A 16,616-nucleotide genomic window follows, 5' to 3' on the forward strand; every position below is an offset into this window, starting at 1 on the left:
CCCTCAATTTCGCGGATTTATGGTAAAGAAGTCGTTAATGCTGATCGATTTTGAGACAGAGAGTTAAGACTCCGGCAAGAGATCGCTGAAAAAGCGATGGACCCGGAGCAGCCGCCCCTCAACTCCCCGAGATTATTGCCAAGATTATTGCGCCGGCCGGCTGACCGCGGCGGCCTTCTGGATGACGTCAGGCGGCATCGCATAGAGTCTGGCGATCATGGCCGCGATCTCGGCGCCGCGCATGGGATTATGCATTTCGAGATGCATTTTCGCCACCTCGGCGCGAACATCGGCATCGATGACGAACGCGTCGAAGGCGGCGCGTAGGGCGGCCAGCCGATCGGCGGGCATGCCCGGCGGGCCATAGACCGGGCGGCCCATATCCTGCTGCGCGAAAATCAGCTCCAGAATGGCGCGCTGCTCGTCGGTTTTCGCCACTTCGATCACAGTCGGGACGTCGGGAACCGTCGGGTGGCGTTTCAGCGCCAGCTGCAGCAGGACGGTCAGAAAACCGTTTGGGGCGATCCAGTCCGGCTTGGCGGCCATGATCGAGGAGACATGCCAGCTCGCCGTGCCCTGGACTTCGCCGCGTTCGATGGCGATGGCGACATTGCTGGTGCCGCCGTAGCCGGGAATGATCTTGAATTTCGTGCCCAGCACCGCGTTCATCGTGGTCGGATAGATGACATTGCTGTCGGTGGCGAAAGACGCCCCGACGATCAGTTCATGATCCAGAAGATCGGCAAAACGACGCACCGGTACGTCCTTGCGCGCCACCACCAGGCCAACCTCGCTGTTGAGGCTGCCGATCCAGCCCAGTTCGCGCGCGTCGTAGCGGGCGCCAGGGGCGCCAAACAGGGCGGCGGTGCCGATCTGCCCGGAGGCCGCGCCGATGACCGTGCCGTCGCGCGGCTGAACCGCGACCAGGGAATTGGTCATGGCCATGCCGGCGGCGCCGGGCATGTTCTGCGGGATGACGGTGGGGTTTCCGGGCATCAAGCGGCCCAGATGACGGGCGAACAGGCGGGCAAAGGCGTCATAACCGCCGCCCGGCGGCTGGCCGACGATCAGCCTGATTTCGCGGCCCTTATAGAAATCCGCCACCGGATCGGCATTTGCCGCGGTTTGGGCGGCGAAGGCCGCCAGCCCGCCCAAAATCGCTATCGACAACCGTCGCGCGCGTACCCACATGAAAAGTCCTCCCCGGGGCGCAGGCTCGCTCTTCGGCCCGCATTGCCGCGAAGTCTCGCCTGCCCCTGGGTGGCCGTCCAGCCCCCAGTGTCTTGCGCCAGTGCTTTGCCCCAAAGGCTTGCTCTTGACGAAAATGGAGATAGTTTATATGTAAACCATCGTCCGTCGTATGGACGCCGCAGACAAGCGGAATGATCCGCTTATATAAGTCACTGACGCGGCCGGCCGAGCCGCGAAATTGAGGAACACCATGCCCAGCTATCAGGCCCCCGTCGCCGACGCCCTGTTCCTTCTCAACGACGTGCTGCATTGGGACCGCTACAACAACCTGCCCGGCTTTGCCGATGCCACGCCTGATGTGGTCGAGGCGGTGTTGCAGGAAGCGGCAAAGATTTCCGAAGAAGTTCTGCAACCGATCAATCTGTCCGGCGACCGCGAGGGCTGCGTGCGCCATGCCGATGGCTCGGTGACGACGCCGAAAGGCTTCAAGGAGGCTTTCAAAGCCTATGCCGAAGGCGGCTGGATCGGCCTTGCCACCAATCCCGACTTCGGCGGCCAGGGCCTGCCCTACACGCTAGCGACGCTGGTCAACGAATTCAGCGCCAGCGCCAATATGGCCTTCACCATGTATCCGGGCCTGACCCAGAGCGCGATCGCGGCGATCGACAAACATGCTTCGGCTGAACTGAAACAGACCTATCTGCCGAAGATGATCGCCGGCACCTGGACCGGCACGATGAACCTGACCGAGCCCCATTGCGGCACGGATCTCGGCCTGTTGAAGACCAAGGCTGTCCCCAATGCCGACGGCACCTATGCCATCACCGGCCAGAAGATTTTCATCTCGGCCGGCGAACAGGACATGACCGAGAACATCATCCATCTGGTGCTGGCGCGTATCGAAGGCGCACCGGCAGGCACACGCGGCATTTCGTTGTTCATCGTGCCGAAGTTCCTACCCGATGCTGCGGGCAATCCAGGCGAGCGCAACGGCGTCTCCTGCGGTTCGATCGAACACAAGATGGGCATCCACGCCAATTCCACCTGCGTGATGAACCATGACGGCGCCAAGGGCTGGCTGGTCGGCGAGGCCAATCGCGGCCTCAACGCCATGTTCGTGATGATGAACGAAGCCCGCCTGGGCGTCGCCAACCAAGGCTTGAGCCAGTCGGAAGTGGCCTATCAGAACGCGGTGGCCTATGCGCGCGAGCGCCTACAGGGCCGCGCGCTCACTGGGCCGAAATCGCCTGATAAACCGGCCGATTCCATCATGGTGCATCCCGACGTGCGCCGCATGCTGCTCGAAATCCGCGCCTTCAACGAAGCGGCCCGCGCCTTGATCCTATGGGCTTCGCTGCACGCCGACGTCTCCTCGAAGAGCCCGGACGAAAAGCAGCGCCAGGCCTCCGAGGACATCCTCAGCCTGCTGACGCCGGTGCTGAAGGGCGTGTTCACCGATCGCGGCTTCGATAACGCAGTCAAGGCGCAGCAGGTGTTCGGCGGCCACGGCTATATCGGCGAATGGGGCATGGAGCAGTTCGTGCGCGATGCCCGTATCGCCATGATCTACGAAGGCGCCAACGGCATTCAGGCGCTCGATCTCGTCGGCCGTAAATTGCCGAAGGATGGTGGCCGCGCGCTCACCGCCTTCCTCAACGAAGTCGGCGCCTATCTGAAGCAGGAAGAATCCGATGCGGCCATGCAGCCCTATCTCGCCGGGCTGAAATCAGGCGTCGGCCATCTGCAACAGGCGACCATGTGGCTGATGCAGAACGCCATGGCCAAGCCCGACAATGCGGGCGCTGGCTCCTACGACTATATGCATCTCTTCGGCCTGGTCGCCATGGGCTATATGTGGTGCCGGATCGCCAAGGCGGCGCAGGAGAAGAAGGCAGCCGATAGCTCGCAGGCGACGACGATGGACGCCAAGCTGATCGCCGGCAAGTTCTACATGGAACGCTTGATGCCTGAAACCGCAGCGCATCTGGCGCGGATCTCGACCGGCGCCGACACGATGATGGCGCTGCCGGCGGAGGCGTTTTAGAACGCCTTTTCCGTCATAAGGAATTGGCGTTCACACAGAATTCGGCCTTCCGCCACGGGCGGCAGGCGTGCCGTAACGACGAATGGAGGATGCGATGCCTGAAGCTTATATTTATGATGCCGTGCGGACGCCGCGCGGACGCGGCAAGGCTGACGGTGCGCTGCACGAGGTCTCGACGCTGGGCCTGGCGACGACCGCTTTGCAGAACCTACGCGAACGCAACAAGCTCGACACCAAACTGGTCGACGACGTGGTGATGGGCTGCGTCGATCCGGTCGGCGAAGCCGGCGGCGACATTCCTCGCATGGCGGCGCTGACGGCCGGCTATGGCGAACATGTGCCGGGCGTGCAGATCAATCGCTTCTGCGCCTCGGGCCTCGACGCGGTGAACTTCGCCGCGGCGCAGATCATGTCGGGCCAGCATGACCTGACCGTCGGTGGCGGCGTCGAAGCGATGAGCCGCGTCGGCATCGGCGCCTCGGGCGGCGCCTGGCCGGTCGATCCGACCATCGCGATCCAAGCCTATTACATGCCGCAAGGCATTTCCGCTGATCTGATCGCCACCAAATACGGCTTCACCCGCGACGATTGCGACGCCTATGCGGTGGAAAGCCAGAAGCGCGCCGCCATCGCCTGGAGCGAAGGCCGCTTCGCCAAATCGATCGTGCCGGTCAGGGACGTCAACGGCCTAACCATTCTGGCCAAGGACGAGCATATGCGGCCCTCCACCGACATGCAGTCGCTGGCGGCGCTGAAACCCTCCTTCGCCATGATGGCGCAACAGGGCGGTTTCGACGCGGTGGCCCTCCAGGCCCATCCGGAAGTCGAGGCGATCAACCATGTGCATCATGCCGGCAATTCGTCGGGCATCGTTGACGGCGCCGCCGCGGTTCTGATCGGCAATGCGGAAGCGGGCAAAGCCGCCGGCCTGAAGCCGCGCGTGCGCATCCGCGCTTTCGCCAATATCGGCTCGGACCCGGCGCTGATGCTGACCGGCCCGGTCGACGTCACCAAGAAAGTGCTGAAGCGCGCCGGCATGAAACTGTCGGACATCGACCTCATCGAAATCAACGAGGCGTTCTCCTCGGTGGTGCTGCGCTTCATGCAGGCGTTCGAAGTCGATCACGCCAAGGTCAACGTTAACGGCGGCGCCATCGCGCTGGGCCATCCGCTGGGCGCGACCGGCGCGATGATCCTCGGCACGGCGATCGACGAACTCGAACGCTCGGGCAAATCGACGGCCCTGATCACTTTGTGCATCGGCGCCGGCATGGGCACCGCCACGATCATCGAACGCGTTTAAGCGAAACGGGGAGCCAAGCCATGAACCTCAAGAATTTCCGTTTCGATGTCGATGCTGACGGGATCGCCGTTCTGACCTGGGACATGCCCGATCGCTCGATGAACGTGATCACCCAGGACGTGATCACCGAACTCAGCGAGGTGGTCGAGAAAGTCGCCAGCGATGCCGCGATCAAAGGCTGCGTCATCACCTCGGGCAAGAGCAATTTCTCCGGCGGCGCCGATCTGACCATGCTGGAAGGCTTCGGCAGCCAGCTGGCGGCGAAGATCAACAGCGACGGCTACGAGAAGGCGATGCAGTTCTTCTTCGACGCCACACGCTCGCTATCCCTGCTCTATCGCCGGCTTGAGACCTGCGGCAAGCCATTCGTCGCCGCCATCGACGGCGTGGCGCTCGGCGGCGCCTTTGAACTGGCGCTCGCCTGTCACTATCGCGTGCTCTCCGACAATCCGAAAACCCGCGTCGGCCTGCCGGAAGTGAAGGTCGGCCTGTTCCCCGGCGCTGGCGGCACGCAACGCATCGCGCGGCTGATGCAGACCGGCGATGCCTTGCAGATGCTGTTCAAGGGCGATCAATTGCGCGCGCCGGCGGCCAAGAGCATGGGCCTGGTGCATGAAGTGGCCCCCGCTGCCGAGATCGTCGCCAAGGCGAAAGCCTGGATCGCCGGTGGCGGCAAGGGCGTCGCTGCCTGGGACGATCCGAAGTTCAAGCCGCCGTCGGGCCGGGTGTTTTCGGCGCAGGGCATGATGGTGTGGGCCGCGGCTAACGCGATCTATCGGCGCGAGACCCAGGACAATTATCCGGCGATCAAAGCGATCCTGCACACGGTCTATGAAGGCCTGCAATTGCCGATGGACCTGGCGCTCAAGGTCGAAAGCCGCTGGTTTGCTAAAATCCTGCGCTCGCCGGAAGCGCGCGCCATGATCCGCACCCTGTTCGTCTCCATGGGCGAACTGAACAAGGGCGCGCGGCGCCCGGCCAACCAGCCGCCGCTGGCGCCCAAGAAGATCGCCGTTGTCGGCGCCGGCTTCATGGGCGCGTCCATCGCTTATGTCAGCGCGCGGGCCGGCATCGACGTGGTGTTGATCGACAAGGATCAGGAGGCAGCCGACAAGGGCAAGCAGCTGTCGCACAAGCTGATGACGGACCTGATCACCAAGGGCCGCGCCAAGACTGCCGAGCGCGACGCGCTACTGGCGCATATCGAGGCGACGCCGGATTACGCCAAGGTCGCCGACTGCCAGATGGTGATCGAAGCGGTGTTCGAGGATCGCGCCGTCAAGGCGGAGGTGACCAAGAAGATCGAGCAATATCTCAAGCCCGACGCCATCTTCGCCTCCAACACCTCGACCCTGCCGATCACCTCGCTGGCCGAGAACTTCGCCCGTCCCGATGAATTCATCGGCATTCACTTCTTCTCGCCGGTCGAGAAGATGATGCTGGTCGAAGTCATCCTCGGCAAGAAGACCGGCGACCGGGCGCTCGCCATGGCGCTCGATTTTGTGCGCGCCATCAACAAGACGCCGATCGTGGTCAATGATTCACGCGGCTTCTTCGCCAACCGCTGCGTGCTCAACTACATTCTCGAAGGCCACCTGATGCTGATGGAAGGCGTGCCGGCGGCGATGATCGAAAATCTTGGTCGCAAGGCGGGCATGCCGGTGGGGCCGCTGTCACTCAACGACGAAGTGGCGCTCGACCTCGGCTGGAAGATCCTGCAGGCGGCCAAGAAAGACCTCGGTCCGCAAGCGGTCGATCCGAACCAGGAAAAGCTGCTCGAGGAAATGGTGGTCAAGCAGAACCGCCTCGGCCGCAAGAACGGCAAAGGTTTCTACGACTATCCCGCCGACCGGGGACCGAAGAAGCTGTGGCCGGGCCTCGCCGCCCTGCAGCCGAAACATCTCGATCCCGACAGCTTGGACAAGGAGGAGCTGAAACAGCGCCTGCTCGTCACCCAGGCGTTGGAGGCGGCGCGCACTGTCGAGGATCACGTGATCGTCGACCCCCGCGAGGCCGATGTCGGCTCGATCCTCGGTTTCGGCTTCGCCCCCTTCACCGGCGGCGTGCTGAGCCTGATCGACGGCATGGGCGCCCGCGCCTTCGTGGCGCTGTGCCAGAAGCTCGAGAGCAAATACGGGCCGCGCTTCAAGCCGAACCCGCTGCTCCTCGACATGGCCGCCAAGGGCGACACTTTCTACGGCCGCTTCGGCGCGCAGAAGAAAGCGGCGGCCTGACGAGCTGCTAATCCGGCTGGCGTAACGCTAGCCGGAACTTCAGCCCCGGAATATCATTGGCGGGGCACGGGGGCTGTGCGATAGAGCCGGCCATGTCGTTACTGATCAAAATCTGCGGGCTTTCGACCGCACCGACCCTGGAGGCGGCCCTGGATGGGGGCGCCGACATGGTTGGTTTTGTGTTTTTTCCCAAGAGCCCGCGCAACCTGTCGTTCGACCAGACTGCAGCCCTGGCGCCGCTGGTGGCGGGCCGGGCGGCCAAGGTGGCCCTGTCGGTCGATGCCGACGATGCGCTGATGGACGGGATCATCGCGGCGCTACGCCCCGACATGCTGCAACTGCACGGCCACGAGACGCCGGAGCGGGTGCACGCCCTCAAGGTGCGAACCGGCCTACCGGTGATGAAGGCGATCCCGATTTCCATCCGCGAAGATCTGGCCGCGATCGCCGCCTACGAGAACGCAGCCGACCGCCTGCTGTTTGACGCCAAACCGCCCAAGGATGCGGTTTTGCCCGGCGGCAACGGCATGGCTTTCGACTGGACGATCCTGAAAGACGTGCAAACGCGCCTGCCCTGGATGCTGTCGGGCGGGCTCAACGGCGAGAATGTCGTGGCGGCGGTGCAGGCCGGGGCGCCCGGCCTCGATGTCTCCTCCGGCGTCGAAAGCGCGCCTGGGATCAAGGATATCGACCTGATCCACGATTTCATCGCCAAGGCGCGGCAGGCGGCGCAGGAACGGCAGGCGAATCCGGTTTCGCTGGGTTCCGCCGCCAAAAGCGCCCGGAGCGTTTCGCCGGAATAATGGCCCGGAGCAAAATCGCATTTCGTTCGAAACGCGATTTGCTTTATGACAGCCCCAAATTCACGAGGCACTGGTCTTGCAGCACACGAATCCCAACTCCTTCAGAACCGGCCCGGATGAGACCGGCCACTTCGGCATTTTCGGCGGTCGTTTCGTAGCCGAAACACTCATGCCGCTCATTCTCGATCTGGAGAAGGCCTATAAGGACGCCCGTGCCGACCCGACCTATCAAGCCGAGCTCGACCATCTCGCCACCCATTATGTCGGCCGGCCAAGCCCGCTTTATTTCGCCGAGCGCCTGACCGACCATTTCGGCGGCGCCAAAATCTATCTGAAGCGCGAAGAGCTGAACCACACCGGCTCGCACAAAATCAACAATGTGCTGGGCCAGATCCTGCTCGCCCGCCGCATGGGCAAGTCGCGCATCATCGCCGAGACGGGAGCCGGCCAGCACGGCGTCGCCACCGCCACCGCCTGCGCCAAATATGGCCTGGAATGCGTCGTCTATATGGGCGCGGTCGACGTCGAGCGGCAGAAGCCGAACGTGTTTCGCATGCAGATGCTCGGCGCCAAGGTCGTCGCCGTGCAATCGGGCGCGCGCACGCTAAAGGACGCGATGAACGACGCGCTGCGCGATTGGGTCACCAACGTGCACGACACGTTCTATTGCATCGGCACCGCCGCCGGCCCGCATCCCTATCCCGCCATGGTGCGCGATTTCCAAAGCGTCATCGGCAATGAGGTGCGGGCGCAGATGCAGGAGGTCGAAGGACGCCTGCCGGATTCGCTCCTCGCCTGTGTCGGCGGCGGCTCCAACGCCATCGGCCTGTTTCATCCCTTCCTCGACGATCCGTCTGTCGAAATTTACGGCGTCGAAGCGGCCGGTTATGGTCTCGATGTGAAGGACGGCCATTGCGCCTCGCTCGCCGGTGGGCGCGCTGGCGTGCTGCATGGCAACCGCACCTATCTCCTCATGGATGACGACGGTCAGATCCTCGAAGGTCATTCGATCTCGGCCGGCCTCGATTATCCAGGCATCGGCCCGGAACATGCGTGGCTGAAGGAATCGGGCCGCGTCACCTATCTGTCGGCCACCGACAAGGAAGCGCTCGCCGCCTTCCAACTGCTGAGCCAGCAGGAAGGCATCATTCCCGCGCTCGAATCCTCGCACGCGCTGGCCAAGCTCGCCGATCTCGCGCCGAAGAAATCGCGCGATCACCTGATGGTGGTCAACCTGTCAGGCCGAGGCGACAAGGACATCTTCTCCGTCGCCGAATATCTCGGCGGTATGTGAGCGATAACGTTTGACAGTTCGGCTTAGCCGGCGCCTGGGTGTCATCCCGAACACGCGAAGCGTGATCCGGGAACCAGGGGCAACAGCTTTAGACTGACGGATTATGCGCGTCGTCGCGCAAAGCAATCATTCTACCACACGCCCCTGGACCCCGGATCGCTGGCGCGTCCGGGGTGACACAGAGGCTTCGGCATATCCTTCAACGCCGCGCTTCGGTTGCCATGCGCACTGCGAGCGCGGCCAGCATCGTGCCCATCACCCAGCGCTGAAGCAAAGCGACGCGCGGATGGCGCGTCAGCAGGAGGGCGATCGATCCAGCCGACAGCGCGATCAACGCGTTCACAGCGACGCTGATGACGATCTGCACCGAACCCAGCAACAGCGATTGCAGCAGCACATTCCCTGCGGGGTCGACGAACTGCGGCAGCAGCGCCAGATAGAGCATAGCGATCTTGGGATTGAGGAGATTGGTAAGAAAGCCCATGGCGAACAGGCGCCGGGGACTGTCGGGCCGCAGGGCTTCGACATTGAACGACGAGCCGCCACCGGGCCGCACCGCCTTCCAGGCCAGATACAGCAGGTAGAGCGCGCCAGCGCCGCGCAACACGTCATAAGCAAACGGAATGGCGAAAATCAAAGCGGTTATGCCGAAGGCGGCGCAGAGCATATAGACGACAAAGCCCAGCGCCACACCGCCAACTGAGATCAGACCGGCGGCCGGCCCCTGCGAAACCGAGCGCGAAACGACATAGATCATGTTGGGGCCCGGCGTCAGCACCATGCCCAAAGCAACAGCGGCGAAGGCGAAAAGAGGACCAGCATCGATCATGGGGCAGCAGCCCTTGCGTCAGTTCAGGTGCTCCCCTATACGAAAAACCACCGCAGAAACCTAGGCTTTCTCTCAAGCCTCGCTCGCCAGCGGGATAAGCAATAAATTTCATAGGTAGGGATCGATGGGCCAGTTCGGCATTGGACAACCTGTGCGGCGCAAAGAGGATGTACGGCTGCTGACCGGCAAGGGTCAGTATACCGATGACATCAATATCGAAGGCCAGGCCTGGGCCGCCTTCGTGCGTTCGTCGCACGCCAACGCGACAATCAACGGCGTCGACACATCGGAAGCCCTGGCGGCGCCCGGCGTCATCGCGGTTTATACCGGCCTCGATCTCGATGCGGCTGGCGTCGGGACCCTGCTGAACGAAGCCACCTACAAAAACCGCGACGGCTCACCGATGCACAAGCCGGTGCGCAAGGTCATGCCGACGGCTCAGACACGCTTCGTTGGCGAGGTGCTGGCCATCGTCATCGCCGAAACCGCCAATCTGGCGCGCGAGGCCGCCGATCTCGTACAATTCGATTTCGACCCGCTCCCCGCCATCGCTTCGACAGCCCGCGCGCTCGACGAAGACGCACCGAAAGTCTGGCCGGAGTTCGGCACCAATCTCATCGTCCATTGGGAATATGGCGACGAGGCGCAGGTCGAAGCAAAGCTGAATGCCGCGCACACACGCGTCAAGGTCGACCTCGTCAACAACCGCGTCGCGCCGAGCCCGATGGAGCCGCGCTGCGTCGTTGCCACCTATGAAGCCCAAGACAATCAGCTCACCGTCTATTCGCCGACGCAGGGCGGCCGACGCCTGCAGGCGATGCTCGCCGAAAACCTTCTTCACATGCCGGTCGACAATGTGCGCATCGTCTCGCGCGATACGGGCGGCGGCTTCGGCGTGCGCAGCAAGATGTATCCGGAGACGGTGGCCATCGCTTTCGCCACGAAAGCGCTCAACCGGCCGGTCAAATGGCGCGGCGATCGGGTCGAGACCTTCATGTCCGACTATCACGGCCGCGACCAGATCAATCATGCCGAGATGGGCCTTGATGCCGACGGCAAGATCGTCGCGCTGAAACTCGAGACGCTGCTCAATGTCGGCGCCTATCTGTCGGAGAACGGCGTGCGCCTGCCGATGGAAGGCGGTGGCCGCATCATTCCTTGCACCTATCACGTGCCCGACTTCTATTTCTCGGTGAAACCGATGTTCACCAATACGGTGTGCACGGACACCTATCGCGGCGCTGGACGACCGGAAGCCAATTACATCACCGAGCGGCTGATGGATGCGGCGGCTGATGCCACCGGCCTCAGCATCGAAGAGATCCGCCGCCGCAATTTCATCTCGCAAGAGCAGATGCCCTATCGCACGCATCTTGGCTTCACCATCGACTCCGGCGATTTCGCCGGCACGATGGACATGGCGACGAAGGCGGCTCATTGGGACAGTTTCCCTGAGCGCCGCAAGCAATCGGAAGCGCACGGCAAATTGCGCGGCATTGGCCTCGCCGTTTTCATTGAAGGCGCTGGCAGCCGGCCAATGGAAGGCATGCGCCTGCGTTTCGAGGACAATGGCGATGTCAGCGTCATCGCCGGCACCTATTCGCACGGCCAGGGGCACGAGACGGTGTATTCGCAACTCGTGACCGAATGGCTTGGCGTCGATTACGACAAGGTGAAACTGATCAACGGCGATACTGGCACAGCCCCGAAGACCTCGGTCGGCACGTTTGGCTCGCGCTCTTCCATGGTGGGCGGCGGCGGCATTCGCCGTGCCGCCAATCTGATCATCGCCAAGGGCCGCAAGATCGCCGGTCATCTTTTGCAGGCCGATGCCGATGCGGTGAAATTCGCTGATGGCGTGTTCCGCGCCGGCGCCAGCAGCATGACGATCCAAGAAGTCGCTGCCGCAGCACGCGATCCCAAGAAGCTGCCGGACGGGCTGACACCAGGTCTCGACGAGGAAGTGACCTATAAGAACGACGTCGAGAACTTCCCCAACGGCGCCCATGTGGTGGAAGTGGAAGTGGATCCTGACACCGGCGTCGTCGTCATTGTCGCTTATACGGCGGTGGATGATTGCGGCGTCGTCCTCAATCCATTCATCGTCCACGGCCAGGTCTATGGCGGTGTCGCCCAAGGCGTCGGCCAGGCGCTGATCGAAAACGTCGTCTATGACGAGGACGGCCAATTGCTCACCGCCTCCTACATGGACTACGGCATGCCGCGCGCGCACACGATGGCGCATGTGGAAGCCCTGTTCAACGTCGTGCCGGCGAAGACCAATGAACTGGGCGTCAAGGGCGCCGGTGAAGCGGGCGCGACCGGTGCGCCTGCAGCGGTGGTGTCGGCTGTCTGCGATGCGCTGAAACCCTACGGCATCCGCCATCTCGACATGCCGCTGACGCCTGAACTGATCTGGCGGGCCATTCGCGCCGCGCGCGCCGACAAAGCCGCCTGATCCCCATCTCATCGGTCCATCCGGACGGAGGCACATTTGACACTGGAAGTGAAACTGACCGTCAATGGCGTTGAATACAGCGCCGAGGTCGAAGCCCGTACCCTGCTCGCTGAACTGCTGCGCGATCATCTCAAGCTCACCGGCACCCATGTCGGCTGCGACACCACGCAATGCGGTTGCTGCGTCGTTCATCTCGATGGCAAGGCGATCAAGTCCTGCACGATCCTGGCGGTGCAGGCGCGCGGCAAATCGGTGACAACGATCGAAGGGCTCGCGCAGCCGGACGGTACCTTGCATCCGATGCAGGAAGCCTTCCGCGAACATCACGGCTTGCAATGTGGCTTCTGTACGCCCGGCATGGTGATGATGGGCATCGACATCGCTCGCCGTAATCCGGGCGCTGATGAAGACCTCATCCGCCATCAGCTCGAAGGCAATATCTGCCGCTGCACCGGCTATCAGGGCATCGTCGAAGCCATCCTCTCGGTCGCCAATCCTGGCGCAGTGAAGGGACATCACTGATGCGCGATTTCGATTATCACCTCGCAGCCGACGTGCAGGCCGCCATCGAACAGCTGCGCGGCAGCGAAGACGGCAAGATCCTCGCAGGCGGCATGACCCTGTTGCCGACGCTCAAACAGAATCTCGCGGCGCCGACCGATCTCATCGACCTCAACGGCATCGACGTCCTGCGCGGCATCGCACTCGAGGGCAAAACCCTGACCATCAAGGCGATGACGATTCACGCCGATGTCGGCGCCTCCGAGGTGGTGCGGAAAGCCATTCCGGCGCTCGCGACGCTCGCCGGCGGTATCGGCGACCCGGCCGTGCGCCATCGCGGCACGATCGGCGGGTCGATCGCCAATTCCGATCCCGCCGCCGATTATCCAGGCGCCGTCGTCGGCCTGGGCGCCACCATCGTCACCGATCGACGTGAGATCGCCGGCGACGATTTTTTCCTCGGATTGTTCGAAACGGCCCTGGAACCGGACGAAATCATCATCGCGGTGCGCTTCCCGGTGCCCGATCAGGCCCATTACATCAAATTCCGCCATCCCGCCTCCGGCTATGCGGTGGCCGCCGTCATGGTGTCGCGCACCGGGGGAAAAGTGCGGGTCGGCGTCACCGGTGCTGGTCCCTGCGCCTTCCGCGTGGGCGACTACGAGGCCGCCCTGGAACGCGAGTTTTCGACACAAGCCATTGCTTCAATTGAGGTTTCTTCAGAAGAACTCAATTCGGACGTCAGCTGCAGCGCCGAATATCGGGCCAATCTGGTCCAGGTTCTGGCCCGGCGCTGCGTCGCGGCGATGGTTTAACCAGGTACACAGATGAGGGATGGCGGAAACCTTCCGCTTTCCCCGTCGGCGTGCTACCTCGCTGCCACCATGACAACCCGTATCGACCAGCGTTTTGCCCTTTGCCACGCCGAAGGCCGGGCCGCCCTTGTGACCTACCTGATGTGCGGCGACCCCGACCTTGCCACCTCGCTTGAGGTGATCAAGGCGTTGCCGGGCGCCGGCGCCGACATTCTCGAAGTCGGCATCCCGTTCACCGATCCGATGGCCGATGGGCCATCGATCCAGGCGGCGGGCCTGCGCGCGCTGAAGGCCGGCACGACTTTGGGCAAAGTGCTCAGCACGGTGGCGGAGTTCCGTAAGCACGACCCGGACACGCCGGTCGTGCTGATGGGCTATTATAACCCGATCTATATTTACGGCGTCGACCGCTTCCTGGCTGAGGCGCGCGAAGCTGGTGTCGACGGCATGATCATCGTCGACTTGCCGGCGGAAGAAGATGCCGAATTGTGCGTGCCGGCGCTGAAGGCCGGGCTCAACTTCATCCGCCTGGCGACGCCGACCACCGATGACAAGCGCCTGCCGACCATTCTGACGAATACGTCGGGCTTCGTTTATTATGTCTCGGTCACCGGCATCACCGGCTCGGTCATTCCTGATTATTCACGCGTCACCGAAGCTGTGACGCGGATCAAACGGCATACAGCTTTGCCGGTTGCCGTCGGCTTCGGCGTGAAGAACGCCCAGTCGGCCGCCGCAATTGCGGCACATGCGGATGGTGTAGTGGTGGGCACGGCGCTGGTAGATGCGCTGCAAGGCTCGTTCGACGCTGAGGGCCGCGCAACGGCTGGAACCGTGCATGCGGTCACAACCTTCGTTGCTGATCTCGCCCGCGGCATTCGTAGCGCGCGCCGCGCCGCCGCCGAGTAAAGGGTTTTCGATGAACTGGATTTCCAACGTCGTTCCGCCGCGTATCCGCTCTTTCCTGAGACGTGAGACGCCGGAAAATCTCTGGGTGAAAGATCCCGAGAACGGCCAGCTCGTGTTCCACAAGGACATCGAGAACAACCTCTATGTTATTCCCGGCTCCGGCCATCACATGCGCATGCCGGCGAAGGCCCGGCTTGAAAGCCTGTTCGACGGCGGGCTCTACGAACAATTGCCGACCCCGGATGTGCCGCTCGATCCGCTGAAGTTCCGCGACGTGAAGCGCTACACCGACCGCTTGAAGGAATATCGCACCAAAGCGGCCAAGCCCGATTGCGTCACCCTGGCAGCGGGCGAACTCGGCGGCCTGCCGGTGACGGCCGGCGTGCAGGATTTCGATTTCATCGGCGGCTCTCTTGGCATGGCCGCGGGCGAAGCGATCATCGCCGGCATGGAAGCCGCCATCGCCCGGCGCACGCCCTTCATCATGTTCACCGCCTCTGGCGGCGCGCGCATGCAAGAAGGCATGTTCTCGCTGATGCAGATGCCGCGCACGACCGTGGCCGTGCGCCGTCTGCGCGAAGCGAAGTTGCCCTATATCGTCGTCCTCACCAATCCGACGACCGGCGGCGTCACAGCCTCCTACGCCATGCTCGGTGACGTGCAGATTGCCGAACCGGGCGCTGTCATCGGCTTCGCCGGCGCGCGCGTCATCGAACAGACGATCCGCGAGAAACTGCCTGAAGGCTTCCAGCGCGCCGAATATCTGAAGGCGCATGGCATGGTCGACATGGTGGTGCCGCGCACCGAACTACGCCAGACCCTGGCGCGGCTCTGCCGCCTGCTCACCAAACAGCCGGCGCAACCGGCTCTGCCGCCGCCGGCAGAGGCAGCGGCCTGATCCTGCATGGCCACCGCGACAAGCTCCGACACGATCCTGGCGCGGTTTCTCGATCTGCATCCGCGCAAGATCGATTTGTCGCTGGGCCGGTTGGAAGCGCTGCTGGCCAAGCTCGATCACCCCGAGACCAAACTGCCGCCGGTGATCCATGTCGCCGGCACCAATGGCAAGGGATCGACCGTCGCCTTCATGCGCGCCATGCTGGAGGCCGCTGGACAAACTGTCCACGTCTACACCTCGCCGCATCTGGTCAATTTTCATGAGCGCATCCGCCTTGGCGCGCCCGGCGGTGGCAAGCTCGTCGATGAAGACACCCTGATCGCGGCGCTTGAAGCCTGCGAGCGCGCCAACGATGGCGCGGCGATCACCGTGTTTGAGATGATCACCGCGACGGCGCTGCTCCTGTACTCGCAACATCACGCCGATGTGCTGCTGCTCGAAGTGGGCCTGGGCGGCCGCTATGACGCCACCAATGTCATTGGCCGACCGGCCGTCAGCGTCATCACGCCGGTTTCGGTCGATCACGTGGAGTTTCTGGGCAGCGCCATCGAAGGCATCGCGCTGGAGAAAGCCGGCATTCTCAAACGTGGCGTGCCCGGCGTCATCGGCTGGCAGGACATGGTGGTGCGCGACGTCATCGAGCGCGAAGCGGCCAGGGTCGGCGCGCCGCTCATTATCGCTGGTCAGGATTTCAATTGCTACGAAGAGCGGGGACGCTTGGTCTATGAGGACACGATCGGCCTCATCGATCTGCCCTTGCCGCGCCTGCCCGGCCATCACCAGTTGGAAAACGCCGCCACCGCCATCGCGGCGCTGCGGCAGTTCCTGCCCAATCTGCCGGCCCAGAGCTTTGAAGCCGGCGTGCGCACCACCGTCTGGCCGGCCCGGCTGCAACGACTACGCAATGGCCCGCTCGCCGAGCTGCTGCCTGATGGCAGCGAGCTGTGGCTCGATGGCGGCCACAATGTCGCCGGCGGACGGGTTCTGGCGGAAGCCATGGCCGATTTCGAGGAACAGTCGCCTCGGCCGCTGATCCTCATTTGCGGCACGCTAACAACCAAGGACACCGCCGGCTTCCTGGCCAATTTCCGCGACCTTGCCCGCGAAGTGATCGCCGTGCCGATCGGTGGCGAGCATCAGGCGCGCAGCGCCGCCGATGTGGCCGCCGCCGCGCAGTCTGTGGGCCTGGCTGCCTCGCTGGCCGAGAATTTCGAGGCGGCGCTACGGACCATCGCCACCCGGTCCTGGCCGGTGGCGCCGCGCGTGCTGATCGCCGGCTCGCTCTATCTGGCCGGCGAAGTGCTGAAAGCCAATCACACGCCGCCCGAATAAGGGGA

General features: G+C 63.3%; 13 protein-coding genes. 11 read left to right on the forward strand and 2 right to left on the reverse strand.

What is annotated here, in order from left to right; translation table 11 throughout:
- Positions 1 to 144: 144 nt before the first annotated feature.
- Positions 145 to 1,191 (reverse strand): Bug family tripartite tricarboxylate transporter substrate binding protein, encoded by a 1,047-nt coding sequence (locus BLW50_RS18100; RefSeq protein ID WP_139267664.1) that lies wholly within the window; start codon positions 1,189 to 1,191, stop codon positions 145 to 147.
- Positions 1,192 to 1,441: 250 nt separating this feature from the next.
- Here BLW50_RS18100 and BLW50_RS18105 point away from each other — a divergent pair, with 250 nt between their 5' ends.
- The 5 genes from BLW50_RS18105 (at position 1,442) to trpB (ending at position 8,869) form a co-directional block, all read left to right on the forward strand.
- Positions 1,442 to 3,235, forward strand: coding sequence for an acyl-CoA dehydrogenase C-terminal domain-containing protein (locus BLW50_RS18105; RefSeq protein WP_090705040.1), 1,794 nt, complete (start codon positions 1,442 to 1,444; stop codon positions 3,233 to 3,235).
- A gap of 94 nt (positions 3,236 to 3,329) precedes the next feature.
- A complete protein-coding gene (locus BLW50_RS18110; RefSeq protein WP_090709317.1) occupies positions 3,330 to 4,538 on the forward strand; it encodes an acetyl-CoA C-acetyltransferase in 1,209 nt (402 codons plus the stop codon).
- Positions 4,539 to 4,558: 20 nt separating this feature from the next.
- Positions 4,559 to 6,772 (forward strand): FAD-dependent oxidoreductase, encoded by a 2,214-nt coding sequence (locus BLW50_RS18115; protein WP_090705043.1) that lies wholly within the window; start codon positions 4,559 to 4,561, stop codon positions 6,770 to 6,772.
- 92 nt (positions 6,773 to 6,864) lie between these two features.
- Entirely contained in the window at positions 6,865 to 7,575 is a 711-nt protein-coding gene (locus BLW50_RS18120; RefSeq protein WP_090705045.1) for a phosphoribosylanthranilate isomerase, read from the forward strand.
- Positions 7,576 to 7,651: 76 nt separating this feature from the next.
- Positions 7,652 to 8,869: a tryptophan synthase subunit beta gene (gene trpB / locus BLW50_RS18125; RefSeq protein ID WP_090705048.1), complete on the forward strand. Its 1,218-nt coding sequence runs from the start codon at positions 7,652 to 7,654 to the stop codon at positions 8,867 to 8,869.
- Between the two features lie 199 nt (positions 8,870 to 9,068).
- Here the strand turns inward: trpB and BLW50_RS18130 are convergent, their stop codons facing one another.
- Positions 9,069 to 9,698, reverse strand: coding sequence for a LysE family translocator (locus BLW50_RS18130; RefSeq protein WP_090705050.1), 630 nt, complete (start codon positions 9,696 to 9,698; stop codon positions 9,069 to 9,071).
- Positions 9,699 to 9,849: 151 nt separating this feature from the next.
- On the opposite strand from BLW50_RS18130, the gene BLW50_RS18135 reads away from it, so the two are divergent.
- From BLW50_RS18135 to BLW50_RS18160, 6 genes are all read left to right on the forward strand, one after another.
- A complete protein-coding gene (locus tag BLW50_RS18135) occupies positions 9,850 to 12,156 on the forward strand; it encodes a xanthine dehydrogenase family protein molybdopterin-binding subunit (protein WP_170850224.1) in 2,307 nt (768 codons plus the stop codon).
- A gap of 42 nt (positions 12,157 to 12,198) precedes the next feature.
- A complete protein-coding gene (locus BLW50_RS18140; RefSeq protein ID WP_280141538.1) occupies positions 12,199 to 12,678 on the forward strand; it encodes a (2Fe-2S)-binding protein in 480 nt (159 codons plus the stop codon).
- On the forward strand, positions 12,678 to 13,472 hold the full coding sequence (locus BLW50_RS18145; protein ID WP_090705058.1) for an FAD binding domain-containing protein: 795 nt from the start codon (positions 12,678 to 12,680) through the stop codon (positions 13,470 to 13,472). The genes BLW50_RS18140 and BLW50_RS18145 overlap by 1 nt, the downstream gene beginning before the upstream one ends.
- Before the next feature lie 69 nt (positions 13,473 to 13,541).
- Positions 13,542 to 14,381: a tryptophan synthase subunit alpha gene (trpA, locus tag BLW50_RS18150; RefSeq protein ID WP_090705062.1), complete on the forward strand. Its 840-nt coding sequence runs from the start codon at positions 13,542 to 13,544 to the stop codon at positions 14,379 to 14,381.
- A gap of 10 nt (positions 14,382 to 14,391) precedes the next feature.
- On the forward strand, positions 14,392 to 15,279 hold the full coding sequence (gene accD, locus BLW50_RS18155) for an acetyl-CoA carboxylase, carboxyltransferase subunit beta (protein WP_090705065.1): 888 nt from the start codon (positions 14,392 to 14,394) through the stop codon (positions 15,277 to 15,279).
- 6 nt (positions 15,280 to 15,285) lie between these two features.
- Complete coding sequence (locus tag BLW50_RS18160) at positions 15,286 to 16,611, forward strand: bifunctional folylpolyglutamate synthase/dihydrofolate synthase (protein ID WP_090705068.1); 1,326 nt, start codon at positions 15,286 to 15,288, stop codon at positions 16,609 to 16,611.
- The last annotated feature ends 5 nt before the right edge of the window (positions 16,612 to 16,616 follow it).

This window comes from Beijerinckia sp. 28-YEA-48 (assembly GCF_900104955.1).
Classification (GTDB): domain Bacteria; phylum Pseudomonadota; class Alphaproteobacteria; order Rhizobiales; family Beijerinckiaceae; genus Terripilifer.

Bases quoted from the DNA above. Each gene is read 5' to 3' on its own strand.
- BLW50_RS18110 (WP_090709317.1), top strand. From the start codon at position 3,330: ATGCCTGAAGCTTATATTTATGATGCCGTGCGGACGCCGCGCGGACGC.
- BLW50_RS18130 (WP_090705050.1), bottom strand. From the start codon at position 9,698: ATGATCGATGCTGGTCCTCTTTTCGCCTTCGCCGCTGTTGCTTTGGGC.
- trpA (WP_090705062.1), top strand. From the start codon at position 13,542: ATGACAACCCGTATCGACCAGCGTTTTGCCCTTTGCCACGCCGAAGGC.
- BLW50_RS18115 (WP_090705043.1), top strand. From the start codon at position 4,559: ATGAACCTCAAGAATTTCCGTTTCGATGTCGATGCTGACGGGATCGCC.
- BLW50_RS18105 (WP_090705040.1), top strand. From the start codon at position 1,442: ATGCCCAGCTATCAGGCCCCCGTCGCCGACGCCCTGTTCCTTCTCAAC.
- accD (WP_090705065.1), top strand. From the start codon at position 14,392: ATGAACTGGATTTCCAACGTCGTTCCGCCGCGTATCCGCTCTTTCCTG.
- BLW50_RS18120 (WP_090705045.1), top strand. From the start codon at position 6,865: ATGTCGTTACTGATCAAAATCTGCGGGCTTTCGACCGCACCGACCCTG.
- BLW50_RS18145 (WP_090705058.1), top strand. From the start codon at position 12,678: ATGCGCGATTTCGATTATCACCTCGCAGCCGACGTGCAGGCCGCCATC.
- BLW50_RS18100 (WP_139267664.1), bottom strand. From the start codon at position 1,191: ATGTGGGTACGCGCGCGACGGTTGTCGATAGCGATTTTGGGCGGGCTG.
- BLW50_RS18160 (WP_090705068.1), top strand. From the start codon at position 15,286: ATGGCCACCGCGACAAGCTCCGACACGATCCTGGCGCGGTTTCTCGAT.